This is a genomic window from Bradyrhizobium lablabi, from assembly GCF_018131005.1.
Taxonomy (GTDB): domain Bacteria; phylum Pseudomonadota; class Alphaproteobacteria; order Rhizobiales; family Xanthobacteraceae; genus Bradyrhizobium; species Bradyrhizobium lablabi_D.
In genome coordinates this window covers 495,445-520,171 of record NZ_JAFCJK010000005.1, presented here as the reverse complement: position 1 = coordinate 520,171, position 24,727 = coordinate 495,445, and the positions used below count along the sequence as shown (strand labels likewise).

The following is a 24,727-nucleotide window of genomic DNA, read 5'->3' as shown; positions in this document are numbered from 1 at the left end:
GCCCGAAATCCAAGAGCACCGACACCAGTCAGGACGCACGGGAGTGGCGGACTGGCCAATGCGTCTGTCCGAGCAGTTCGTCGGCATCCGCGATTTCGGCGAGATCCTGCCCCGCATCGAAACGGGCGCGCACCGGCGCGAGCAGCTCGGATACCGCGTCCACCCGGCCATCGTCGTTATACAGGCGTGCAAGTCCCAGCGCGCTGCGCAGCTCGAACGTCCTCGTCTCCTGGCTTCGGGCAATCCCGAGAGCGCGGCGGTAGGCATCCTCGGCGCCGGAAACGTCGGGAGGATTACGACGCGACAACAGCTCACCCTGCACGCGCAACAATTCGGCATCCAGCCAATGCTGCCCGGACTGCTCACCCGCGCCGATCAGCCCCCTGAGGATGTCGAGCCCCGCCTCGATTTGTCCGGCCTGCGCATTCGCCAGTGCAATTTGCATCCCCCAGAACGGTTCACAGAGGTAGCAGTCGTTCTCATGAAGCAATGTCCAGCCGCGTTGCATCTCGGCGAGGCCTACCGCTCCCTCGCCGGCACGCCACTTCGCCAGACCGTTGAGATAGGTCCCGGCGGCGACGTAGAGCGGCATCGTGTGGTCGCGCGCCAGCCCAAGGGCAAGGATCGTCTCGGTTTGCTGCAACCTGCTCCCGCACAGCCCGTCGAAGACAGCCTTGTGAACCAGCGCATTGGCACGGGCGAGTGCGCGATGCTCCCCGGGGGCGTTCACGGCCGCGCCGGCGAGCTGCCGCGCTCGATCGATCTCGCCGAGCGGCCAAAGCACGAGCGCCAGAAATCTCATGATGACGAACGGCAAGTCCAGCGTCGACGCCTTGAAGATCACCGGATCCGGCTCGCTCGCGTAAGCCGCGAGCGCCTGCTCGAGATGGGTGCGTGCGTTCAGGTAGTCCCCCGCAAACCAACAGGTCACGCCGCTGCTCCAGCGCGCGACGATGGCTGCCACCGGCGAATCCGGATGCCGCTCCGCGACGCCCTTGATGGTCTCCGCCAGCTCGCGCATCGGCGTGAGTTCGCCGTGGGTCAAACAGGCATTGAAAAGGCCTGACTGGATCGGCGCCAGTTCGATCGGATCATCGATGTCCGACGCGAATTGCCGCGCGCGCGTCCACGCCGCCACCGTTTCGGGGGCACTGTGCCCGAGGCTGCCGCGGAGCGCGCGCCCATAGGCGATCTGCAGGTGGAGCCGGTTGATCATGCGGCCCGGCTCGTCGGGCAGCTCATCGGCGATGGCGACTGCCTTGCCGAGATGCGCGATCGCCTCGGAATAGGCCGAGCGCTTCAGCGCCAGCTGACCCGCCTTGCGCCACCACGCCAGCGCTGCCTCGCCAAGCCCCGCTTCGGTGAAGTGGTAGGCGACGACTTCCGGCTCAGTCTCGGCGATGGCCGCGAACTTGTCGCGCAGGACGTCGCCGATCCGCTTATGGAGCAATTGCCGGCGGCTCTTGAGCAGGCTCGCGTAGGCCGCCTCCTGAACCAGCGCGTGCTTGAAGCTGTAGCTCGCGTCCGGCGCGGTACCCCGGCGCAACAGCAACTCGGCTTCCTCGAGCTGTGCAAGCGCGGCGCTGAGCGTTAAGTCATCGCGACCAGCCACATTGCGCAGCAGCGCATAGGAGAAGTCACGGCCGATCGCCGCACCGATCTGCGCCACCTCCTTGACCGGCGCCAGCCGGTCGAGCCGGGCCATCAGCGAGTCCTGCAGGGTCGCCGGGATCGCAGACGCCGGCAGCGGTTGGTCGAGGCGATACCGCCCGGCATTTTCGACGAGCAGACCCGACTCCAGCACCATCTTCGTCAGTTCCTCGACGAACAGCGGGACTCCATCGGTCCGCTCGATGATCCGCGTCACCATCTCGCCCGGCAGCAGCCGACCGGCGGTCACCTGCTCGATCAGCGCGCGCGTGTCCTGCCGGTCGAGTCGATCGAGCCGCAGCAGGCTGACATTGGCAAGCCCCTCCCAAGGCGGCTCGAAGTCGGGCCTGAATGTCATGAGCATCAGGATCGGCAGGCTCCTGATACGGTCGACCGCGAGGTCGAGCAACTCGAGCGAGGTGGCATCGGCCCAATGCATGTCCTCGCAGATGACGAGCACGGGCTGCTGCCGCGCCAGCCCCTCGAGCTGGTCGAGCAGCGCGGCAAAGGTTTGCCGTCGCTGCTGCACGGGACTCAAGGCCAGCTGTGGATAGCGGTCGCCGGTTGAAATCGATAGCAATGCCGCGATCAGCGGCGCCGCCGCGGCCACCTGTTGCTTTCCAAGCGCGAGCATGGCGTCAAGCTTGTCCAGCTTCTGTCGCTGCGCATCTTCCGACCTGATACCGGCTGCGCGCTCGAGCTGGGCGACGAAGGGATGCAGCGCGCTGTTCGTGTGGTAGGGCGAGCACTGGTACCGGACGCGGCGGTGCGTCCCGGACTCGAGGCTTTCGGAGAGCGTCGCCACGATGCGCGATTTTCCGATTCCCGCCTCGCCGGAAATCAACACCACCTGCCCCTGCCCCTGCCACGCCAGCTGCTGGCGCGAGAGCACAAATTCGATCTCCGCCTTGCGCCCGACGAAGCCGATCGAGCGCGCCGTGCGCACCGCCTCGAAACGGCTCTCCGACGCCGGCTCGCCCTCCACCGCCCAAACCGCGATCGGCTCGGAGATGCCCTTGACCTCGCGGCGGCCGAGGTTGCGCAGCGTGAACAGATTGCCAAGCAGCCGACGCGTCGAGGCGGCCACAACGACCACGCCCGGCTCCGCCAGTCCTTGCAGCCGCGCGGCGATGTTCGGCGCGTCGCCGACCAGCGCCTGCTCCTCCGACGCGCCGCCGGAGACGAGGTCGCCAACCACCACGAGCCCGCTCGCGATCGCGATCCGTACCGCGACTTCTTCTTTCGCGCGGGTCTCGAGCGTGCCGATGGCCGCGATGACGTCGAGGCCAGCGCGCACCGCGCGCTCCGCGTCATCCTCGTGGGCGCAGGGATAGCCGAAATAAGCGAGGATCCCGTCGCCAATGAATCTGGCTATCACGCCATCGTAGGCTGCGATCACCCTCGCGCAGGCCGCCCGATAGACACGGATCACCTCCCACATATCCTCGGGATCGAGACGCGCGGAGAGCGCCGTCGAGCCGACCAGATCGCAGAACATCACCGTGAGATGGCGGCGCTCGGCGTCGTGTGGCAAGGCCGGCTCGACGCTCAGTTCGGCTTGATTGAAATTGGCGATCGCACGCAGCATCTTGCGGCGATGGCCGAGCAGGACTCCGAGCCTGTCGAAGTCCTCATCCGTCAGTTCGGGGAGAACACCAACGTCAATACCGTTCTCGGCAAAACGCTGCGCGTATTGCCCAAGCCCCAGCTTCTCGAGCCACTCCGCAATCTGCTGCATTGACCACCGACGGTTTGACGGCTGGCCTAATTCCGGACCACGGCGAAATGAACGTTATCGCAATCTGTGCGCAGTCGCATCCCTTGTCTGCAACAATCCGGCGGCTGCAGGTCCCCTCGATTTGTGCCAGCAGCGGTGCTCCATTACAGAGGCCATGCACGCTAACATTCGTAGGAATGCCGGCGGTCGGTCTTGACGCCTATTTGCGACGTCCTGCAACCGGAGCCACCGATTGCATGGCGTCGCGCACCTGTTCCCGGCTGCGGCGCCGGTGTTCACGCCACGTCTCGATCTCGCTAAGCGCCCGGATCAGGCAAATGCAGAGACAGACAATCACCGCGATGAGATAGAACGCTTGATCGTTCGCGGACATCGTCATCACCTGGCCGTCGAGAGTGTTTGCAGTCGCGCATATTCGTCGAGTTCGACGCGGGCGCTGTCACCCCTCACGCGGACCCGGCTCATGCCCCGCAGCAATCGAAGCAAATCGCGCTCGAACGCTCCCAGGGAAATGACAAGCGCGCCGCAGCCCCTCTTCCCAGCAGCGAATGCGGCAAGCTGAAGGAGGTGTCCCAGGATCATGATCCTGTCCGTTGTTACCGCCTCAGCGATGGCAAGCTCGGCATCGTCCCAGCTCGATGACAGCGGATGAAGTTCAATTGCAGCAACCAACCCGGCTGGTCCGCAGCATCCGACAACGACCGCCTGATCTGTATTCAATCCGCTGCAATATCGGATGATCGACTCGTCCGAGACCGCACACCCAAACCGGGCTCGCCTCGCGTCAAAATCCAGGCCGAGATAAAACGGTGGAAGCAGCCTGTTGAGATCCTCTGCCGACAACGATCCAAAGGAAATGGTCGAGGCATTCGGCTTCTCGAACTCGTTGGAATTTGAGCGTCCCATGTAATCTCCAGTGCTCTGGAATGACGTTCAGGTTCCTGAAGGATCGTTCGTCGTGTGCCGCCACGAATTCGCCACCTACGCACCGCTCTTTGTTCGTCTGGACGGCAGCGAGCGAATAATTCTGCACCAGCAACTCCGTCGACCTTTCGTGTGAAAAGCTCGGCACACATCGCCGCCCGAGCTCCGCTGTCGCAATCAAGCTGCGCATCAAACCGGCTTCAGCTCGAAATACCTTCGTCGAAAATAAATATCCTTGTCGCCTAAAATTCCGGCAAAGAATGCTGCAAAACGATCATCTCCTGACTACACGGCACCGGCAACGGCCATTGTGGCCGAGCTCACAACCGTCAGTAAATTTCCATTGAGACGACTGCAAAGCTCGTGCCGAAGACGTCTTGCTCAGCGAAACATCGCCGACCGCAACGACCGCGAACTCATATCGCACCCCCTGGTGAGTTGAGGTGATAGTTTCGTGAATTGTCTGTTGCGTGGAATTTGAGGGCGTTCGACGAGCTATTGGAACGCGACCTCGGCGAAGCTGCGCAGCTTGCGTGAGTGCAGGCGCTCGGATTCCTGCTGCTTCAATCGTTCCAGCGCCTTCAGGCCGATCTCAAGATGCTGACCGACACGTTGCCGGTAAAATTCGCTGGCCATGCCGGCGAGCTTGATCTCGCCGTGCAGCGGCTTGTCGGAGACGCACAGCAACGTGCCGTATGGCACGCGGAAACGATAGCCGTTGGCGGCGATCGCCGCCGATTCCATGTCGAGTGCAACCGCGCGCGATTGGGACAGGCGTCGAATGACCGATGGACCGCTGATCTCCCAGTTCCGATTGTCGACGCTTGCGACCGTGCCGGTGCGCATCAGCCGCTTGAGTTCGAAGCCGGAAAGCCCGGTGACCTCGCCGACCGCCTCCTCGAGCGCGACCTGCATTTCAGCAAGCGCAGGGATCGGAACCCACAGCGGCAGCTCGTGATCGAGCACGTGATCCTCGCGGACGTAACCATGCGCGAGCACGTAATCGCCGAGCCGCTGTGTGTTCCGCAGGCCCGCGCAATGCCCGACCATCAGCCAGGCGTGCGGCCGCAGTACCGCAACGTGGTCAGTGACGTTCCGCGCGTTGGACGGCCCGGTGCCGATGTTGATCAGGGTGAAGCCGCGATAGTCTGGCTCGACGAGATGGAAGGCCGGCATCTGCGGCGCGCGTTCGGGCGGGATCCCGGTGGTGCCGCCACCAAGCCGCGCATTGCGCGTCATCACGTTCCCGGGCGCAACGAAGGCCTCAGGGCCAACCTGGCCCGAGGCGAGGCGCTGCTGGCACAACTGCACGAAGGCATCGACGTAAAACTGATAGTTCGTGAAGATCACGAAGTTCTGGAAGTGCTCCGGGTCGGTGCCCGTGTAGTGATAGAGCCGACGCAACGAGTAGTCGACCCGCGCCGCGCGGAACAGCGCCAGCGGCTCGGGCGCGCCGGATGGCAGCCCGACAATACCGTCAGCGATCGCGTCGTCCATGGCGGCAAGGTCGGGCGTATCGAACACGTCGCGCAGCGACCGCGTAAAGGCCGAGCTGTCGGCGATGGTCAGCGCTGCCTCGATGTTAATGTCGCGCCGATAGGCGAAATGGATCGGAATGGGCTCGTTCGACTCGCCGACTTCGACCGGCACGCCGTGATTCTTGATCAAGAGCTCGATCTGCTCCGTGAGATAGCTCCGGAAGATGTCCGGCCGCGTCACGCTGGTCTCGTGTACGCCCGGCCCCGCGACAAAGCCGTAGGCGAGACGCGAATCGAGCCGCGCATACGTCGCGGTCGTGATCCGCACAAAAGGATAGCAGGCGCGCGCGCGCGTCGTGAACGATCGGCCATTGACGTAAGCTTCAAAGCGATCGCGCAGGAACTGGGTGTTGCGCTGATAGATCTCTTCAAGGCGGGCGACCGCCGCGCCGGCGTCTACGAATGCTTCGGTGGCGATGGCTGGCGGCAATTCGACGAGCAGTGCAGGACCCATTCGCTTTGCACCGTATTTGCTATCGAGCTGAGACTCGGTCTGCTCGGAGTATAGCAGCAAAAGTGCCAAGTCGTGTCGCGAGAACGTGAAGCTTTGCTTCACGGGGAATTGTCTCGCAAACCTCTCGGGTTCTCCGTCCTATTGAATCTTCGCGAGCACCGCGAGGCGGCGGATGCCCTTATTGCGGTAGGCGTCGAGAAATGCGTAGTAGTCCTTGAACGAGACGCAGCCGTTGGAGTCGCCGTTCGGGCCGAGCATAAAGGTATGCGCGAGCAGGCCACTGCGGTTGAAGATCTTGCTCTCGCCGCCGATTGGCGTCAGCCGCAGCGCCGGCACACCGTGAAACAGCGCCTCGCGCGGCTTCAGTTCGTAAATGTGCGGCGGCGTCACGCCGACCATCTTCAAATGCGACGAACGCGGATCATCGAGCCTCGAGCCAAGGCCCGAATGCGCCTCGAGCCGGGTGCCGTCGGGCAGGTACACCGTCCTGGCCGAGATGTCGTAGACTGCGGTCTGGCGGTCATAGGGCGGCGAGCCGCCGAGCATGGGGTTCTGGTCAAGCGTCGAGGGAATGCTGCCGGTGACGCTGGCGTCGGCCGATGCGAAGGATAGCAGCGAGTTGGTCTGCTCGCGCTTGCCCCACAGCTTCTCGACCATGGTCTGCCTGTCGTTCGAGGCAATCGACATCACCGCGGCCTTGGCGCGCGCCGCCATATCGCGGACCGAGAGGCCGGAGGACTTTGCCGCGGGCTTCGCCTCGGCGGGCCGGGTCTCGACCTGGCCCGTCGGCGTGTTGAGCGCGACCTGCAGATTGGCCGCGGCTTCCTTCTTCGTGGCGTCAACCGATCTTGGTGGGATCGTCTTGGACGCATCGGCGTGTTTCGGCACGGCAGCGGGCCTCGACGCTTCAGCGATCTTCGCATCGGTGGACTTCACCGCATCGGTCTGCGGTGTAGCGTCGGCAACGACCCGCGACGGCTGGCCCTGCGGGGAGGCGGCTGCAAACCTTTCGTCAAACATCAGCGAAGGTCCGGCTGTCTCCGCCTTCGGAGCCGTCGATGGCGGCGGCGTCAGCTGTGCGAACACCTCGTTGAAGGGGGGCGGCGCTGGCCGTGCAGCGACCTCGACGGGCCGCTTGATCACGGGCGCATCGAACGCTGCGCTGTTGACCGAGGGATAGACGCTCGCAGCGAAGATGTTGGCGTAGACGGTCCAGGCGCAGCCGACCACCAGGCCGGCAACGGCGGCGCTACCCGCGACGCGTTGAGGAAGAATCTTTCGGGAGGATCTCCGGCGGCCGGGGGCCACAGGGTCATACGCACTTGTACTCGTACTCATACGCCCGGCGCTCGAAACAGTTCCACCTAGTCCCTCGCTCGATCTCACGCCGAATGACGTTTCGGCTCAGCATCTCGCAGGGGCGCGGATGGCCATTAAGACGACTTTTAGTTAAATGTGATTTAACTTGAGGCAGTCCCCTGCATCACGCGAAGTGCCTGTGGCATGGGGCTTTTTTAAGATGGCGTGTGCCCTCGGGCCCCGATTTTCTGTCCCATCATGGGACATTTTCGAAGCCCCTGGGAGGGCTAGTAAGACGCGGAGAATTCCATTGCAGAAAGACCCCGGAATCCCCGGGGGTTTTTGCAAAAATAGCCTCCTCAATAGCGCAGCTTCGGATACCAATCCTTGCCTCGACCTTCGGGCGTGGTGTCGAGGATGGTCCAGAGCGGATCGAAGTCCGGCGCGCCGCGCGGGTCCTGGCCGGGATCGGCGGTGTCCTGCCCCATCTCGGCCGCCCAGAAATGGCGGATGGCGCCGTCGCGGCGCGTGAAGACATTGTAGCCGGGCGCGTCGGCATCTTCCCTGCTGACATAGTCGCGCGTGTAGTCGCTGGACGGATCGGAGTAAATCCGATGGCGCGTCCAACCGCGCGCGTTCTTCGCTTCGATCAGCCGCGCAATTGGCGAGCGCGCGACGAACACAAGGGAGACGCGCTGCTCGACATCCGGCAGCTTCGCTGCCCACGTGCTCATGAAGGAGGTGCACATCGGGCACGGCTTCTCGCGCTGCGGGCCGAACATGTAGCTGTAGATCACGAGCGTCTGCTTATCGGCGAAGAGGTCCGCGAGCGTGGCCGTGCCGGCTTCCCCGATGAACTCGTAACGCCTGGTCACCTCGCCGCCCGGCGGCAGCGCACGGCGCATCTCGGCGACACGCTCGATGTGACGGCGCAATTCGATCTCCTCGGCGAGCAGCGCCTGGCGGGCGCGGCGATAGTCGGCGCTCTCGTTGGGAAAGCGTGCGGTGTTGGTCTTGGCAAGTTCAGCGGCGAGTTTCAGGGCGGAACCGATCATGGTCAGGACCTCGCTTGGTGAGCGTATGGATACAAGACGCTCCGGTATTGGGCGATCCGACGTTTCGGCAAATATTTCTACTGTAGTTCCGGCGGCGGGGAGCGGTCGAACACCTCCCCTTTCGGCCCCTCCAGCACATCGAGGGCATAGGTTTCGACAGTGAGCGGTCCGCGCACCCGCTTGACCTCGGCGACCTGCTCGGTCCGCGCAAACATCCCGCGCATGGACGGCCCCTGCCCGGCCTCGTGCACGTAGAGCAGCTTGCCGGCGAGTTGCTCGGGTCTCGGCTCGGGCATGTTGACCCAGCGGACGCGCTGGCCCTGTTGTGCGACGCACGTGCCCTCGGGGAGGTAGAATGCAAGCCAGCCGGTTGTGCCGTAATCCGGCGCCAGCACGCAAGCCGCACCGACGCGCGCGCGCACCGCCTCGATCTCGGCGGCGAGTTCGCGCCAGCCGACGCCGACGCTGCGCACGGTGGCATCGCGACGATAGCCCGAGAGCACGCCGGTGTTGGCCTGTACGATCAGCAGCACGAACAGCAGCACCCCGCCCGGAGCTGCCCAGCGCCGGCAGAAATCGACGGTGCGCTGCTCGCGCGGCGCCCATTGCACCTGGATCGCGGCGACGGCGGCGGCGACCGCGAAGGCGGGATACACCGGGGCGAACCAGTTCGCCTCGACCCGCGCATGCAGCGCGTGCCAGGCGAAATAGGCGACGATGGTCCAGAACATCGTATTGACGAGCACACGCGCGGCCATAGCACCGGCGCGGCGCCTGGATAGTGCATAAAGGCCCATCGCGCCCAGAACGAAGACGAGCGGCGTCGCGAACGCGATCTGCGTCGGGATCAGTTCGGCGACGAAGACGGGCCTGAAATCCTCGATCCGCGCGCGGCCCATCTGCTTGATGAAGGAGACCCAATGATGGGCGGCATTCCACCGAATGACCGGCGCGAACATGCCGAGCGCGACCAGGCCACCGAGATAAAGCCAGGGCGAGATCAGCCAGTGCCGCAGCTTCGGCACCATGGCGAGCCAGATCAGGATCGCGGGTCCGAAAAACAACGCGGTGTATTTCGACAACAGCGCCGCCCCTGCGCTGGCGCCGACCGCAAGCCACCAGGCGCCGCGGCCGCTTTCCAGCACTTTAGCGAGCGCGAACAGGAGGAAGCTCGCGGCAACCAGCACTGGCGCGTCGGGAGTCACGATCAGCGTGCCGACCGCGGCCATCAGCGTGACGTTGAGCAGGATCGTCGCGCTCGCAGCGACCTTCTGGCCACCGAACAGGATCGCAGCGGCCTGATAGACCGCCCAGCTCATCGGCAGGCCGAGCAGGATCGACACCAGCCGCACACCGAATTGCGTATCGCCGGCGATCATGGTGCCGAGCCGGATCACGAGCGCGACCATCGGTGGATGATCGTAATAGCCGCCGGCGAGCGCCTTCGACCACATCCAGTAATAGGCTTCGTCAAAGGTCAGCGGGGTCCAGGCCGCGGCGGCAAGTCGCAGCACGACCAGCGCGCACACCGTGAGGACGGTGTTGAGGACGAGCCTCGCCTCGTTCGGATTCATGCCGACATCATCGCCTGCGCCAGACGAACAGACCGGACATCGCGTAGTTCCAGACCACGCCCATCAACGCGCCAGCAGCGCCCGCGAGCCACCAGATCGGCTCCTGGTCATAGACCGAGAACGCGACGCCGACGTTCGCAAGCAGGCCGACGCTGCAGACGAGATAGAACAGCAACAGGCCGCGCAGGATCGCAATGCCTTTCAGCCGCTGGTCGCGGTAGGTCAGGAAGTTGTTGAGGATGAAATTGCTGGTCATCGCAACGATCGCGCCCGTCGCCTGCGCCTCCGGGAACGGCGCGTGGAACACTTCGAGCGCGATGAAGAGCGCGACGAGATGCACGAGCAGGCCGAGCGCACCGACCATCGCGAACATCAGGAAGCGCAGCGAGATCACGTCATTCGTCAGCTTCGCCAGCACGAGCCCGAGGAAATCAAGCGCGACCATGGAGTCGAGCTTGCTCTCGCCATGCTGGCGGGCGCCGAAAGTGTAGGGAACTTCGACCGTGCGCAGCTTGCCTTGCGCGGTCGCGACCACGTCGAGCAGGATCTTGAAGCCCTGCGTCGACAGTTGCGGCGCGAGCTGCTCGAAGCGGTCACGGCGGATCATGAAGAAACCGCTCATGGGGTCGGCGATCTCGACCTGCAGCGAACGACGCGCGATCTCGGTCGCAAAGGCGCTGGCGCCGGCGCGCTGCTTGTTGAACCCTTCGGCGCGGTAACCCTCGATGTAGCGGCTGCCCACCACGAGCTCGGCCTCGCCGTTCTGCAGCAGGCCCACCATCTTGGGGAGCTGAGTCTCGTCATGCTGCAGGTCGGCGTCGATGACGGCGGCATAGGGCGCGCTTGAGGCAAGGATGCCCTCAATGCAGGCACCCGACAGGCCGCGCCGGCCAACGCGACGGATGCAGCGGACCCGCGGATCCTGCCGTGCCAGGCCGCGCACCACGGTCCATGTTCCGTCGGGCGAGTTGTCGTCGACGAAGATCACTTCCCAAGGAATGTCCTTCAACGTCGCGTCAAGCCGCCGGTACAGCACCGTGACATTGTCGCGTTCGTTGAACGTCGGCACGACCACCGAAAGTTGCGGCAAACCAGCGGCCTGCGACGGGGTTTCGGAGCCCGGCTTGATGGCATCACTCATGAGCGCCAGCGTATAGCCGCAGCCCCCCGCGCTGCCAAGGCGCGATGGCCGGAACACCCTCTCGTGAGGCGGGAAAACCGGCGAATCACCCCAAAAATACCAACGACCACGAACAAAGCGGCGCGCGTACATCCGGCGCAACCGATCAATGCCGTGATCGTCCGGCGACGGAGCCAATAAGCTGCAACGTCACCTCACAAAAACAAATAGGAAGGACAGACGCGATCCGCAAGGGCGCCTCGACGGCGCTAGTTGTTTGGGACTTCCCGGATCACCGGCCCCCTCGGTGCCGGGGCGACCGGCGGGGCAGGCGCCTGCTGTTGTACCGCCGCCGGCTGGGCCGGCTTGCCCATCTGGCTGGGCGACGGCCCATAGATGAAAGCGGCCGCCAGCACAATCACCGCAACAACAGCGCCCAACAGCCCCGCCACCGATTGAGAAGTCATGCCGGATTCGTCCCCCTCGCCTCTGGGCGGATTGATATCAAGAATCGGCCCGCGGCAACAGGAGTTGAACGCCTATTTGGCGGGGGTCTTGCGCCGGACAAAGGCGGTGACGACATCCTTCTGGGCGAGCTCGATGGCACGGTTTGCAGTCGAGAGATGCTGGTCGGCGTCTTGCTTGGGATATTGCAGCGCCAGGAAGTCGATCATCGATACCCGGAAATTCTGCCGCTCCGAGGGACAGACGGTCGCGATCAGCGCGGTGAACTCCTGGTCCGACATTGTCTTGTTACTGTCGCGGGGATATTCGCGGGCAAGGCAATTCCAGTAGGCATCGCGGCCAGTCACCGCGAGCCTGTGCGCATCGTCGACCTCGTCGGCCATCGCAGCGGAGGACGTGGCCAAAACGACAGTCGCAATCAGCATGCGCATTGTTCTTCTCCCTTTTGACGCATCCTAGCGAATAGACCCGGCGGCGATAAGCGCCGCCGTCACCTCGGTGGCAAACTGGCCAATCACGATTATTTTGACTACTCTGGTCCGTGTTCCCTCCTCACGATGAGTGCAATCGTGGTCAAAACCTCCAACAAGACGCCCAAGAACAGTGCAAAGAGCAACGCAGGCAATATCTATATCGGAGTCGGCGGCTGGACGTTCGAGCCGTGGCGGGGCGTGTTCTACCCGGAAAAACTCGCGCAATCGAAGGAGCTCGCCTACGCGGCCTCGAAGCTGACCTCGATCGAGATCAACGGCACCTATTACGGTTCGCAGAAGCCAGAGAGCTTCCGCAAATGGGCAGGCGAGGTGCCCGACGGTTTCATCTTCTCGCTCAAAGGGCCCCGCTTCGCCACCAACCGGCGCGTGCTGGCGGAGGCCGGCGATTCCGTGAAGCGATTCTATGATTCCGGTGTACTGGAACTGAGGGACCGGCTCGGACCGGTGCTCTGGCAGTTCGCGCCGACCAAGAAATTCGACGGCACCGATTTCGGCAAGTTCCTCGAGCTGTTGCCGCGCAAGCTCGACGGACGTACGCTCCGACACGTGGTCGAGGTGCGGCACGACAGCTTCTGCGTCCCCGAATTCGTCGCGCTGTTGCGCGAGTTCGAGACGCCCGTAGTATTTGCCGAGCACGGCAAATATCCGGCGATTGCCGATGTCGTGGGCGACTTCGTCTACGCGCGTCTGCAGAAGGGCGATGACGAGATCGAGACCTGCTATCCGCCCAAGCAGCTCGATGCCTGGGCCAAGCGGTTTCAGGACTGGGCAGACGGCGGCGAGCCGGACGACCTCCCGCGCGTCGACAAGGCAAAGCCGAAGAAGGCGCCCCGCGACGTGTTTGCCTACGTGATCCACGAGGGCAAGATCCGCGCCCCGGCCGGCGCGATGGAGTTGATCGAACGCGTGAAGTAGGCGCAAGCAACCATGGCGAAGTCGAAGAAGCTGTTCACCATCGGTTATGAGCAGACGCCCGCGAAAGCGGTGCTCGACGAGCTGGAACATGCCGGCGTGAAGCTGCTGGTGGACGTGCGCGCGGTCGTCTCGTCGCGGCGGCCGGGATTTTCCAAGAACCAGCTCGCGGCCGGCCTCGACGAGCGCGGCATCTCGTACCTTCACCTCAAAGGATTGGGTACGCCGAAGAACGGCCGCGAAGCCGCGCGCAGCGGGAAGTATGATGTCCTGCACAGGATCTATTCGGCCCACCTGAAGACGTCGGAAGCCAAGGAGGACCTCGACCAGCTTGCGTCGCTGGTGCAGAAGTCCGGCCCGGTGTGCATTCTCTGCTTCGAGCGCGATCACAGCCACTGCCATCGGCGATGGATCGCTGAGATCATCAGGGATCGCGAGGGCGTGAAAGTGGAGAATCTGATGGCGCCGCAGGTTTAGCCGCCCCCGCCCGCGACGCGCATCGTTCCTTCCATCATCCGCACGCAACCGCCGCCGACATGCGCCGATACGATGGCGCCGCCCTGCTTGCGCACCCGTGTCAGCAGCAGGCTCGGCCTTCCCATGTCGACGCCCTGGCCGATCCGCAGCCGCAGTTCACCGTCGCGTGCGGCATCGAGATCGGCGAGCAGCGCCGCGGCAGCCACGGTCGCGCTGCCGGTCGCCGGGTCTTCGGACAGGCCGCTCGATCCCGGATGGAACATGCGCGCCTGCAGGTCCAGCGGCTGCTCGCTCGACGGCACGTCGCGCGTGTAGAAATAGACGGCGTCGCTGCCGAGGCGCGGGAGGATGCCCGCGAAGGCCCCGGCATCAGGCCGAGCCCGTTTCAGCGCATCCCGCGAGGCCACCTCGACCACCAGGAACGGTAGGCCGACCGAGACGACCTGCGGCGCATGACGGTCCGTTTTGACGTCACTCGAGGATAGCGAGAGGCAGGCAGCCGCTTCGGCAGCGCCCGCCTCGCCGAGCCGCTTCAGCGGCTGTGGCGCGGTCAGTTCGGCGCCGATCACCTTGCCTTGCTCGGACAGGATTTCGATCGGCACCAGGCCGGCCTTCTCCTCGAATGTCAGCCGCGCCGGCGCCTTCGCCGCCTGTGTTGCCAGGACGAACGCGGTGCCGACGTTGGGATGGCCGGCGAACGGGATCTCCGAGCGCACCGTGAAGATGCGAACCTTGGCATCGTTCGCGGCATCCTGCGGCGGCAGCACGAAAGTCGTCTCCGAATAGTTGAATTCGGCTGCGATTGCCTGCATCTGCGCCGTCGACAGCCCGCCGGCGTCGAGCACGACGGCGAGCGGATTGCCGCCGAACGCGCGGTCGGTGAAAACGTCGACAGTAATGTAGCGCCGCTGCATCATTCGTGTCCCTTTTCCCTCCGGCCACCTTCGACCGGAATGCCCAGTGTAACACGGTCGCGAGAACGTCTTTCAGAGCACTCGGTGCAATCGCCGGGTCGACATGCCTAGCTCAACTGCCAGACGGTCATCGGCCGGTCGTAGCCACGTATCGCGACCTCGCCATGCGAAATGGCCTCGTCGCACGAGTCGCCCAACGCGTCCCGGATCGCGGAAGACACGAGCAGCTGCGAATCGAACTCCTTGTTCAGCGCCTCCAGTCGAGCGGCAAAGTTCACGGTGTCACCGATCACCGTGTACTCCTTGCGCCTGGGTGAACCGATGCTCCCGGCCACGACCTCGCCGATATGGATGCCGATGCCGATGCGCAGCGGCCAACTTGATGTCTCGTTGATACGCTCGTTTGCCGCGAGCATCTCGCGCGCGGCGGCGACCGCGTGCCGTGCGGCATCGCCGGTCTCGAAGGGCGCGCCGAACAGTGCGAGAAAGCCGTCGCCGAGAAACTTGTTCACGATGCCGCCATGGCGATCGAGAACCTCGACCAGCACGGCAAAGGCTCCGTCGAGCCGCTCCACCACCTCCCGCGGCGTGCGCGTCCTGGCGCCTGCTGTGAAGCTGCGGAAATCGACGAACATCACCGCGACGCGGCGGATGTCGCTCTCGGTGCTCGCGCCCTCGGCCATCAGCCGCTCGACCACCTGCGGGGATACATGCTGGCCGAACAGATTCGTGATGCGGTCACGCGCGGTTGCGGCAAGAATGCTCGCTCCGAATTGACGGCGCAGTTGCATCCCGACCGCCCCTGCGAGGATGCCACAGATCAGCACGATGACGCTTCGCGCGGCGTGGTAGAACAGGACGGGCTCGGGATCGACGCTCCCCTCGGGGCGATAATACATCGCCATCCAGAACAGCTGCGCTGCCGCGACAAAGCCGGTGAAGGTCGATAGCCAGAAATCCAGCCTTAGCGTCGAGGCTATGATGAAGATGAAATAGATGAATGGTGCCACGAAGCCGAGTGCCGCGACCGAACCCATGTTGTCGATATGGATCGCCAGCGCCGCCGTCGGCATCGAGGTCTCGATAAACGCCCCGATGTAGCGCCGGATCACTGGCAGATCGCGCCCCTGCCGCATGTGCCGGGTGATCGACCCATGCACCCACAATTCGAACAGGATAAAGGGCACGATAACCGCGTAGAGATAGGACGGCTTGAGATCGCCGTGCCACACGCGCATCATCGACCCGGGCTCGATGAAATAAGTGATCCAGATCATGACCCCGAGCAATGCGGCGGTGCAGATCAGCACCTTGATCCGCAGCAGCTCCGTGCTCATCACTTGCCGCATCAGTGCATGCTGGAAGTCGGCTGACACCGTCGTGCCTTGCGCCTTGTCCTTGCCCCAGAATCCAGCCATGTCCCCTCGCCCGCCACTCCCGGACGGTCCGAAGAGCCGGACCCGGAATCTCGAGATTCCGGTTTCCTCGCTGACGCGACGCGCCGAAATGACATCCTGCCGGTACATTCTGCCTCAATCGAGTGTGCGGCGGAAGCGCGTCACCGCAATCGTCATGGCGATCAGCATCAGGGCGATCAGCGCGATGGTGTCGTATTGCAAATTTTGCACGACCGCGCCCTTCAGCATGATGGCGCGGACGATGCGGATATAATGGGTCAGCGGCAGGACCTCGCCGATATACTGCGCCCAGACCGGCATACCCGCGAACGGGAACATGAAGCCGGAGAGCAGGATGCTCGGCAGGAAGAACATCATCGAGAGCTGCATCGCCTGCAGTTGGTTCTGCACGATGGTGGAGAAGGTGTAGCCGATCGACAAATTGGTCGTGATGAACAGCGTGGTGAGCAATGCCAGCAACAACATGCTGCCGAGGATCGGCACGCCAAACAGCAAGACGCCGATGCCGATGATCAGGCTTGCCTGGACGAAGCCGACGATCACGTAGGGGATGATCTTGCCGAACATCACCTCGACCGGCTTGATCGGCATCGACAGCAGGCTCTCCATGGTGCCGCGCTCGATCTCGCGGGTCACCGAAAGCGCGGTGAAGATCAGCATCGTCATGGTCAGGATGGTCCCGACCAGGCCCGGTACGATGTTGAGCCGCGATTCCGCGGCAGGGTTGTAGCGCGCATGGGTGCGGATCTCGAACGGCATCGACGGCGGATCACCGGTGTGCAAATCGTGCTCCAGCGCGGTCTGCACCAGCGGTCCCAAGGCGCCGAGTGCCGAACCGGCCGCGATCGGATCGGTGGCGTCGGCTGCGACCAGCAGCGCCGGCTTGTCGCCGCGCCGGACCGCGCGCTCGAAGCCGCGCGGGATTTCGACGCCGAACAGCACCTTGCCTGACTTCAGCAGGTTATCGAATTCCTCGACGGTATGGACCTCGCGAGTGAAGCGGAAATAGGCAGTGTTCTCCATCGCCTTCAGGATCGAGCGCCCGAGGTCGCTGTCTTCCTGCGTCAGCACGGCCGTCGGAAGGTTGCGCGGCGTGGTGTTGATGGCGTAGCCGAACAACAGAAGCTGCATCACCGGGATCATGACGATCATGGCGAAGGAGACGCGGTCGCGGCGAAGCTGGATGAACTCCTTGACCAGCATCGCGTAGCTGCGCCGCCAGAAGCCGAAACGCGGCTCCCTCGCCTCGCCGATCCGGATCGCATCGATCGCGCTCATTGGAAATTGTCCCTTGCGCGACCCATCAGGTCGATGAACACGTCTTCGAGCGAAGGCTCGCTCTCCTGCCAGTGCCATTTCGCCTCGGCGCGATAGGGCGCGACGCTTGCCTCGAGCGCCGCCTTGTCGCGGCCGGAGACGTGCAGGCTGGTGCCGAACGGCGCCACCATGTCGATGCCGGGCTTGCCGGTGAGTTGCTCCGAGAGCCCGTTGAGATCGTCGCCGGTGACGGTGTAGGTCGAGAGCGCGGAGTTCGCGATCACCTCGTCCACAGTACCGTGCGCAAGCAGATGGCCGTAGGCAATGTATGCGATCTCGTGGCAGCGCTCGGCCTCGTCCATGTAGTGGGTCGAGACCAGCACCGTCAGACCTTCGGCCGCGAGCGCATGAATCTCGTTCCAGAAGTCGCGCCGCGCCTTGGGATCGACGCCTGCGGTCGGCTCATCCAACAGCAGCAATTGCGGATTGGGCAGCGTGCAGGCACCGAGCGCGAGCCGCTGCTTCCAGCCGCCGGAAAGATTGCCGGCAAGCTGCTCCTCGCGTCCCTTGAGGCCGATGCGCGCGATCATGTCGCGCGCAGCGGCGCGCGCGTCAGGCAAGCCGTAGAGGCGCGCCACGAATTCGAGGTTCTCCCGCACCGAGAGATCCTGATACAGGCTGAAGCGCTGGGTCATGTAGCCGACCTTGCGCTTGATCCTGTCGGCGTCGCGGCGGATGTCATAGCCAAGGCAGGTGCCGTTGCCCCTGTCCGGTGTGAGCAGGCCGCAGAGCATGCGGATGGTCGTCGTCTTGCCGCTGCCATTGGGGCCGAGGAAGCCGTAGATCGAGCCGCGCCTGACCTGCATCGACAGATCGTGGACGACCTCGCGCCCGCTGAACGATTTCGAGAGGCCCTCGACATCGATTGCGATGCCGGGTGCATTGGTCGAGGCGGTGCTCATTGCCGGGCCGCCACAGGAGTCCTGGCATTGAGATAGACGCTGATCGGCTGGCCGACGCGCAGCGCATCGGGCCGGCTCGGCCGCGCCTGGATCAGGTAAACGAGCTTGTTGCGCTCGTCGAGGCTGTAGATCACCGGCGGCGTGTACTCGGCCGTGGTAGCGATGAAGTAGATTTTTGCGGTGAGATCGGCGGCGCAATTGTCGCAGGTTACCTTCACCTCGTCGCCGATCGAAAGCTTCGGCAGCTCGGCTTCGGGGACGAAGAAGCGCAGCTTCATGTTGCCGGGCGGCATGATCGACAGAACCGGCCGCCGCTCCGGTACCATCTCGCCTTCGCGGAAATAGATCTGCTGGATGGTGCCCGCGACCGGCGCGTAGCCTCTCCGACGCTCCAGCCGCGTCTCGGAGGTCTTGACGCGTGCCTCCGCAACGCGGAGCGCCGAGATGGCAGCGTCGAGGTTTGCCTGCGTGCCCGCGCCGGTGCCCCGCAAGGACGCCGCGCGATCATAGGTCTGCTGAGCGTTCGCCAGTGTGGCGTTGTTCTGGTTGAGGTCGGCCTTTTGCAAATCGTCGTCGACGGAATAGAGATGATCGCCGGGCTTGACCTCGTCGCCTTCGCGAACGTTCAGCTTGGTCACCCGGCCCGATTCGTCGGGGCTGACGAAGATCATGTCGGCCTCGACCCAGCCCTGGAAGCCGGGATCCTTCCTCTCATTGCAGCCGGCGAGCGCCGCGGCAAGCGCCAGCACCACCAGCAATTTCATGCACCGCGACGAGGTCATGTCGTCCTCCGTTCGCCGAAAATCAGATCGAGATGAACCTTGAACATCGCGATCGCATCGAGTGGCGCGTGCCGTGCGAACAGGCTCTGCCAGATCACCGCCACGATTGCGGGCGCGACCAGCAATTGAGGAAATTGCGCGAGCTTGTTCTCCCTGATCTCGCCGCGGGCAATCGCAAGCTCGATCAGCGCACGCATGCCGGCGAGCCCCTTCGAAACCACTTCGCGAAAATAGAAATCGGCGATCGCCGGAAAGCGCGGCCCCTCCGCAACGATCAGACGGATGATGTCGCCGCGGCGGGTCGAGGCGATCTCGAGGATGAAAGTCTCGGCGAAGCGTTCGACCGCGTCGCGCACGGAGCCACCGATCGGCGGCGGCGCGGACATGCGGCTGATCAACGGCACCAGCGCGGTGCGGATCAGCTCCTCGAACATCGACTCCTTGTCCTTGAAGTGCAGGTAAAGCGTGCCCTTGGCGACGCCCGCCCGTTTGGCCACGTCGTCGAGCCTGGTTGCGGCAAAGCCGCGCGCGACGAACTCCTCCATCGCAGCCTCGATGATCGCCATTCGCCGCTCCGCCGACTTCTCGGCCCGGTTGGCGGCAGGTCTTGTCCCGGACAGCCTTGGCGAGGCGACGGCCTGCGTCTTGGCGCGCGCGGTCTGGGCGGATGCGCGGCGCTTCCCGGACTTTGCAGGTGTCATGGTTTCGCTCTGTCGGGTCATGATCAATATATGACTGACTGGTCAGTCATTGTCAAGATGAACAGGAGGAAAAAGGCTTCATGCCGGTCGGGTTCGATGGGTGCCATTTTTCGTCGCCAGGCCACGATCGAACCACGGCGACGTCGCTCCGGCGAAGGCCAGGGCTCATAGCCACCGACTTCGTTGCGAGAAAACTGCGACCCCAGCATCGCGCGACAGCCGGCATTTGGGGTACTGGGTCTTGGCCTTCGCCGGGACGACGTTGAGGTTGGCTTCTCGCTCAAAGTACCACGCCGTCGCGCCACGATTATCGAACCCGTCATCCTGAGGTGCGAGCGGCGCGAGCCTCGAAGGATGCACGGCCCGGCTGGTCACCATACATCCTTCGAGACGCGCGCAAGAGCGCGCTCCTCCAGCGACAGCGGCAAAGCCGCTGCGCGGGGATGACGGGGATACAATTGAACATGCGTCCACATTCTCGCGACATGAATTGTCCGAGGTATGCTCTACTCTCACCCTCAAGATGGAATGAGGGCGCAGGGAAAGCCGGGTGCCGATCGCACCCATGGGTCCCGTGCAACAAAAAGCACGGGGGTAGGACCACAGGTGTAACCGGAAACAACCCGGCTTTCCCTGCGCGATGGTTTACGGCTTATCTCGTGATCTTCCCGGTGAGACCAGCTTTGTTGTCACCGTCATCCGCAGCGGCACTTTGCTGCGAACTTGACACCTGCATCGGGGCGTCAGAACCACACGACTTCGCCGTCCGCGTTGCGCATGCTCGTCAATCACACGCTGCGCGTCCACCGCATCTCGACCCAACACTCGTGACGATCGCGACGCGCCCCTCGATCGGGTGAGACGGGCGGATTCAACACCTGATTTGGGTCAAACACGAAGCACAATATTTTTCATGCGCGAACTTGCGGCGTCGGGCAAATCAGTGATCCGACTTTCGGCGAGGCGAGCCGAGGTTGTCTTCGCTGACATCAAAGCGTTACGCGCCGGCGTGTCGCGTCAGGATCACTGTCCCAACATCGTTCGATAAGGCCACCGTGGTTGTGCTAGAAATCGACGTCCCGCCAAAGTGGGACGCATTTTTTTCAGTAGTTATGTTGGAGGGGAAATCATGCGAACGCGCTACGCTTGCTATTTCTTTTCGGCGGCATTTGCCGCCACAGCAGCTTCGAATGTTCTCGCGGGTGAGCAGGTGCTCGAGTTCAAGCTCGTCACCAAGCCGATCGATTACAAAGTAGTGGAGGCAGCAAACATCGAAGGCCAGACGGTCGCGTCCGGCAAGCTGTTCGGCGTCGCCGTCTTCAAGGACGGTCGCATCGGGGTGAAAGAATTTGTCAATTCATCAGACTTGCTCAAGGGTTCGGGTACCTTCTTCGGCTACAGCACCTACACGTTCGAGGATGGCTCGATCACGGCGCGCTATACCGGCGCGGTCAAGGACGGCCAGTCAAAAGGCGAATATGCGATCCTCTCCGGCACGGGCGCCTATGCGAACGCTACGGGCACGGGCACTATCGAAAGCGCGCCGAACCCGTTCAAGGGCGTCAACCTCTTGAACATAAAACTGGTCGTCAAAACGCCCGGTACGTAAGAGACACGCAACGCCGCGCCTCCTGAAACTCGTGAGGCGCGGTTTCTCTCATGCGCACCAGTTGACGCCGCGGACGCCACGCGGCCCGCACACGGGATCGCCTTCGATCTTTGGCGCACAGCACGACGACGCGTTGCGGTGATAAGCGCGCAGTCTACTGCGGCACAAAGTCCTTGCCGACCGAGATTGCGCGCGGATCGACAAGGCAATGCAGGATCGCGGGCTTGCCCGAGGCGAGCGCGCGCTCGAAGGCGGGAGCAAACTCCTCGGTGCGCTCGATCCGCTCGCCATGGCCACCGAACGCCTTCGCGTAAAGCGCGAAGTCCGGATTCTTCAACTGGGTGCCGACGACGCGGCCGGGATAGTCGCGTTCCTGGTGCATGCGGATGGTGCCGTATTGCCCGTTGTCGATCACGACGACGATCAAGGCTGCGTCATGTTGTACGGCGGTGGCGAACTCCTGCCCGTTCATCAAAAAGCAGCCATCGCCGGCAAAGGCGACGACGACGCGATCCGGATATTGCCGTTTTGCCATCACCGCCGCCGGCACGCCGTAGCCCATCGAGCCCGAGGTCGGTGCGAGCTGGGAGGCGAAGGTGTGGAAACGATGATGGCGATGCAGCCAGCCAGCATAGTTGCCGGCGCCGTTGCAGACGATCGCGTCCTTCGGCAGGCGGTCGCGCAACCATGTGACCACCTGGCCGTACTGGAAATCGCCCGGCAGCTCGCGCGGCTTCTCGGTCCAGGTGAGATAGTCCGCATGCGCTTTTGCCGCCTCCCCCTTCCAGGCCGGCGTGCCTGCGGGCTTCATGGTCTCGACGGAGGCGGCGAAGGCGGCCGGCGTCGCCTGGATCGCGAGCGCCGGCTGATAGACGCGGCCGAGTTCTTCAGAGCCAGGATGCACATGAACGAGCTTCTGGCTCGGCACCGGAATATCGAGCAGCGTGTAGGACGACGACGGCATCTCCGACATCCGGCCGCCGATCAGCAGAATGACGTCGGCCCCGGTGATGCGTGCCTTGAGCTGCGGGCTCGGACCGATGCCGAGGTCGCCGGCATAATGCGAATGGTCCGCATCGAACAGCGATGCGCGGCGGAATGAGGTCGCGACCGGCAGGTCGAAGCGTTCGGCAAAGCGCGCGATGCCGGATGCCGCCTCCGCGGTCCAGCCGGAGCCACCGAGGACGACGATCGGCGCCTTCGCGCCCGCCAGCATGGTGCCGAGGCGCTCGATATCTGCCGGCGCCGGCCAGCTTGCGGCAGGCTCGACGCGCGGCGCGTCCGCGACCGCCGCCGTCTCCGTCAGCATGTTCTCCGGCAGCGCGATCACCACCGGGCCCGGCCGGCCCTGCAGCGCGACGCGGAAGGCGCGCGCAACCAGCTCCGGAATGCGGTCGGGGCGATCGATCTCCACCGCCCATTTCGCCATCGTGCCGAACACCGCCTTGTAGTCGAGTTCCTGAAACGCCTCGCGGTCGCGCATGCCGGTATCGACCTGGCCGACGAACAGGATCATCGGGGTGGAATCCTGCATTGCGATGTGCACGCCGTGACTCGCATTGGTCGAGCCGGGGCCGCGAGTGACGAAGCAGATGCCCGGGCGGCCGGTGAGCTTGCCGTAGGCCTCCGCCATCATCGCCGCCCCACCCTCGGCGCGGCAAATCACGACGTCGATCGGGCTGTCATGCAGCGCATCGAGGGCCGCGAGATAGCTCTCGCCCGGCACGCAGGTGACGCGCTCGACGCCCTGGGCAACGAGCTGGTCGATGAGGATCTGGCCTCCGGTGCGGGCATTGCTCTTGGTCATGACGGCTCCCTGCGGACATTGGCGCACGTGCTGAGATTTCGCGGTGATGGTCAGAGGTTGCGTAGGATAGACGGAAAAGCGGCGCAAGGCCGAAGTCGCTGCCGAGGCATGCGGCAGGGAATGGATACCAGACTCGAAGAAAAAGCGTAGGGTGGGTTAGCGAAGCAAAATAATTTTGAGATACGCGGTGTGACGGCCTGATACGGTGTGGGACACGTAAACCCCTATACTTACAGGCTTTTCGGCGTATCTCGCCCCTTTCTTGCCGTCACTCGGCGTACCCTAGTGTATCGCCCCTTTTGTTAGCGCACGCTAACAACAGCCCTGAGAGACGTCATCATGAAAGTGAAGCTCACCGACACCGGTATCCGGTCCTATCAGCCGCGCGCCGCCCAATACGCCATCGGGGACGCCGCCTGTCCCGGCCTGTGCCTCCGGATCACACCGAAGGCCGTCAAGACGTTCGCCTTCGCCTATCGCAACAAGGGTACGGGCAAGATCACTTGGCTCACGCTCGGCCGTTACCCGGACGTGCCGCTATCCCGAGCGCGCGAGATCGCCAACGACGCACGCAAGACCGTGGCGGGCGGCGGTACACCGCTGACGCCCAAAACCGAGCGCGCCGAAGCGGAAAAAAAAACTAAGACCTACGCCGAGCTGGTCGAACTCTACTACGACGCCAAGCTGAGCACGCATCGCAGCGGCCGCAAGACTCGTCTGACGCTGGAGCGCATCGGGCGGGTCTACGGCTGGGACGACCGGCTTGCGACCTCCATCACCGACGACGATGCAGCCGCCATGCTGCTCGACATCGCAGATCGGCGCGGCAAGAGAGCCATGGCGAACCAGACAAAGCACATCGTCCATGCGTTGTTCAAATGGGCCAAGCAGCCCGGCCGCAAGTTCGTAACCGTGAATCCGTTCGCCGATCTTCCCGCGCCCGGCGGTGCCAAGGTTGCCCGCGAACGCTTCCTGAGCACCGCCGAAATTCGAAAGGTCTGGAGCGCCCTCGACGAGCCGGAGCGGTTCAAGGTCTCGGGCGACGTTGCGGCCGCGCTGCGGCTAATCCTCGTCACAGCGGCGCGGCCCGGCATGGTGGCGGGCATGACCGGTGGCGAACTGCGCGACCTGAGCGGGCCGAGTGAACACGGACCGCACTGGTCGCTCAGCGCCGAGCGCATGAAGGCCGGGAGCCCGTTCATTACGCCGCTCTCCGGCTTGGCGCTCGAACTGTTGCGGCCGCATCTCAAGACCGAGCCGCAGACGCGGCTCTTCAAACTAGCCGGACGTAACAAGTTAGGTGAAGCGGCCCAGCGCATCGTTAGCGGCCTTGAGATGGAGCGGTGGACGCCGCACGATCTTCGGCGGACTGCCGCGACAATCTTAGACCGGGCAGGTTACTCGCTCGAACAGATCGGTGCGCTCCTCGCCCACACTCGCAAGGGCGTGACGGCGGTATACGCGCGATGGGACAAGTTCGACCTACGGCGCGAAATGGCGACGGTGATCGAACGGTCGCTGCACGAGACGCTCAACGAGGCGCTGTGCGAGGATATTAAAGCTGCAGCCTGAGTTTC

At 63.9% G+C, this 24,727-nt stretch carries 21 protein-coding genes; 4 read left to right on the top strand and 17 right to left on the bottom strand.

Annotated features, from left to right (window positions below; all coding sequences use genetic code 11):
- Positions 1-28: 28 nt before the first annotated feature.
- The 10 genes from JQ553_RS18285 to JQ553_RS18240 form a co-directional block, all read right to left on the bottom strand.
- Positions 29-3,388: an adenylate/guanylate cyclase domain-containing protein gene (locus tag JQ553_RS18285; RefSeq protein WP_212501363.1), complete on the bottom strand. Its 3,360-nt coding sequence runs from the start codon at positions 3,386-3,388 to the stop codon at positions 29-31.
- A gap of 199 nt (positions 3,389-3,587) precedes the next feature.
- Positions 3,588-3,761, bottom strand: coding sequence for a hypothetical protein (locus JQ553_RS18280; RefSeq protein ID WP_212501362.1), 174 nt, complete (start codon positions 3,759-3,761; stop codon positions 3,588-3,590).
- A gap of 5 nt (positions 3,762-3,766) precedes the next feature.
- Positions 3,767-4,231: a hypothetical protein gene (locus tag JQ553_RS18275; RefSeq protein WP_212501361.1), complete on the bottom strand. Its 465-nt coding sequence runs from the start codon at positions 4,229-4,231 to the stop codon at positions 3,767-3,769.
- A 576-nt stretch (positions 4,232-4,807) separates the two neighbouring features.
- Positions 4,808-6,304: an AMP nucleosidase gene (locus JQ553_RS18270; protein ID WP_212501360.1), complete on the bottom strand. Its 1,497-nt coding sequence runs from the start codon at positions 6,302-6,304 to the stop codon at positions 4,808-4,810.
- A gap of 138 nt (positions 6,305-6,442) precedes the next feature.
- Complete coding sequence (locus tag JQ553_RS18265; protein ID WP_212501359.1) at positions 6,443-7,642, bottom strand: DUF2778 domain-containing protein; 1,200 nt, start codon at positions 7,640-7,642, stop codon at positions 6,443-6,445.
- Between the two features lie 320 nt (positions 7,643-7,962).
- Positions 7,963-8,658 carry a DUF899 family protein gene (locus JQ553_RS18260; protein ID WP_409363075.1) on the bottom strand — a complete coding sequence of 232 codons (696 nt, stop codon included), beginning with the start codon at positions 8,656-8,658 and terminating at the stop codon, positions 7,963-7,965.
- Positions 8,659-8,735: 77 nt separating this feature from the next.
- Positions 8,736-10,232: a glycosyltransferase family 39 protein gene (locus JQ553_RS18255; protein ID WP_212501358.1), complete on the bottom strand. Its 1,497-nt coding sequence runs from the start codon at positions 10,230-10,232 to the stop codon at positions 8,736-8,738.
- A 7-nt stretch (positions 10,233-10,239) separates the two neighbouring features.
- On the bottom strand, positions 10,240-11,373 hold the full coding sequence (locus JQ553_RS18250) for a glycosyltransferase family 2 protein (protein ID WP_212501357.1): 1,134 nt from the start codon (positions 11,371-11,373) through the stop codon (positions 10,240-10,242).
- Between the two features lie 248 nt (positions 11,374-11,621).
- A complete protein-coding gene (locus JQ553_RS18245) occupies positions 11,622-11,819 on the bottom strand; it encodes a hypothetical protein (RefSeq protein ID WP_212501356.1) in 198 nt (65 codons plus the stop codon).
- A gap of 72 nt (positions 11,820-11,891) precedes the next feature.
- Entirely contained in the window at positions 11,892-12,248 is a 357-nt protein-coding gene (locus JQ553_RS18240; protein ID WP_212501355.1) for a hypothetical protein, read from the bottom strand.
- A 138-nt stretch (positions 12,249-12,386) separates the two neighbouring features.
- Here JQ553_RS18240 and JQ553_RS18235 point away from each other — a divergent pair, with 138 nt between their 5' ends.
- Positions 12,387-13,226, top strand: a complete 840-nt coding sequence (locus JQ553_RS18235; RefSeq protein ID WP_312015160.1) for a DUF72 domain-containing protein — start codon at positions 12,387-12,389, stop codon at positions 13,224-13,226.
- 12 nt (positions 13,227-13,238) lie between these two features.
- On the top strand, positions 13,239-13,700 hold the full coding sequence (locus JQ553_RS18230; protein WP_212501353.1) for a DUF488 family protein: 462 nt from the start codon (positions 13,239-13,241) through the stop codon (positions 13,698-13,700).
- Here JQ553_RS18230 and JQ553_RS18225 read toward each other — a convergent pair.
- The 6 genes from JQ553_RS18225 to JQ553_RS18200 all read right to left on the bottom strand — a co-directional run bounded on the left by JQ553_RS18225 (position 13,697) and on the right by JQ553_RS18200 (position 19,734).
- Positions 13,697-14,614 (bottom strand): PhzF family phenazine biosynthesis protein, encoded by a 918-nt coding sequence (locus JQ553_RS18225; RefSeq protein WP_212501352.1) that lies wholly within the window; start codon positions 14,612-14,614, stop codon positions 13,697-13,699. The genes JQ553_RS18230 and JQ553_RS18225 overlap by 4 nt on opposite strands.
- A gap of 107 nt (positions 14,615-14,721) precedes the next feature.
- A complete protein-coding gene (locus tag JQ553_RS18220; RefSeq protein WP_212501351.1) occupies positions 14,722-16,032 on the bottom strand; it encodes an adenylate/guanylate cyclase domain-containing protein in 1,311 nt (436 codons plus the stop codon).
- A gap of 114 nt (positions 16,033-16,146) precedes the next feature.
- Entirely contained in the window at positions 16,147-17,310 is a 1,164-nt protein-coding gene (locus JQ553_RS18215) for an ABC transporter permease (protein ID WP_212501350.1), read from the bottom strand.
- The gene (locus tag JQ553_RS18210; protein ID WP_212501349.1) at positions 17,307-18,251 is read right to left on the bottom strand and encodes an ABC transporter ATP-binding protein; all 945 of its coding nucleotides are present in this window, start codon (positions 18,249-18,251) and stop codon (positions 17,307-17,309) included. Before JQ553_RS18210 ends, JQ553_RS18215 begins: the two co-directional genes overlap by 4 nt.
- Positions 18,248-19,033 carry an HlyD family secretion protein gene (locus JQ553_RS18205; RefSeq protein WP_212501348.1) on the bottom strand — a complete coding sequence of 262 codons (786 nt, stop codon included), beginning with the start codon at positions 19,031-19,033 and terminating at the stop codon, positions 18,248-18,250. The genes JQ553_RS18210 and JQ553_RS18205 overlap by 4 nt, the downstream gene beginning before the upstream one ends.
- Complete coding sequence (locus JQ553_RS18200; protein WP_409363074.1) at positions 19,030-19,734, bottom strand: TetR/AcrR family transcriptional regulator; 705 nt, start codon at positions 19,732-19,734, stop codon at positions 19,030-19,032. The genes JQ553_RS18205 and JQ553_RS18200 overlap by 4 nt, the downstream gene beginning before the upstream one ends.
- Positions 19,735-20,821: 1,087 nt before the next feature.
- On the opposite strand from JQ553_RS18200, the gene JQ553_RS18195 reads away from it, so the two are divergent.
- Complete coding sequence (locus JQ553_RS18195; protein ID WP_312015159.1) at positions 20,822-21,343, top strand: hypothetical protein; 522 nt, start codon at positions 20,822-20,824, stop codon at positions 21,341-21,343.
- 154 nt (positions 21,344-21,497) lie between these two features.
- Here JQ553_RS18195 and JQ553_RS18190 read toward each other — a convergent pair whose 3' ends face one another.
- A complete protein-coding gene (locus tag JQ553_RS18190; protein WP_212501346.1) occupies positions 21,498-23,150 on the bottom strand; it encodes a thiamine pyrophosphate-binding protein in 1,653 nt (550 codons plus the stop codon).
- A gap of 339 nt (positions 23,151-23,489) precedes the next feature.
- Here JQ553_RS18190 and JQ553_RS18185 point away from each other — a divergent pair, with 339 nt between their 5' ends.
- A complete protein-coding gene (locus JQ553_RS18185) occupies positions 23,490-24,722 on the top strand; it encodes an integrase arm-type DNA-binding domain-containing protein (RefSeq protein WP_212501345.1) in 1,233 nt (410 codons plus the stop codon).
- Positions 24,723-24,727: the final 5 nt, after the last annotated feature.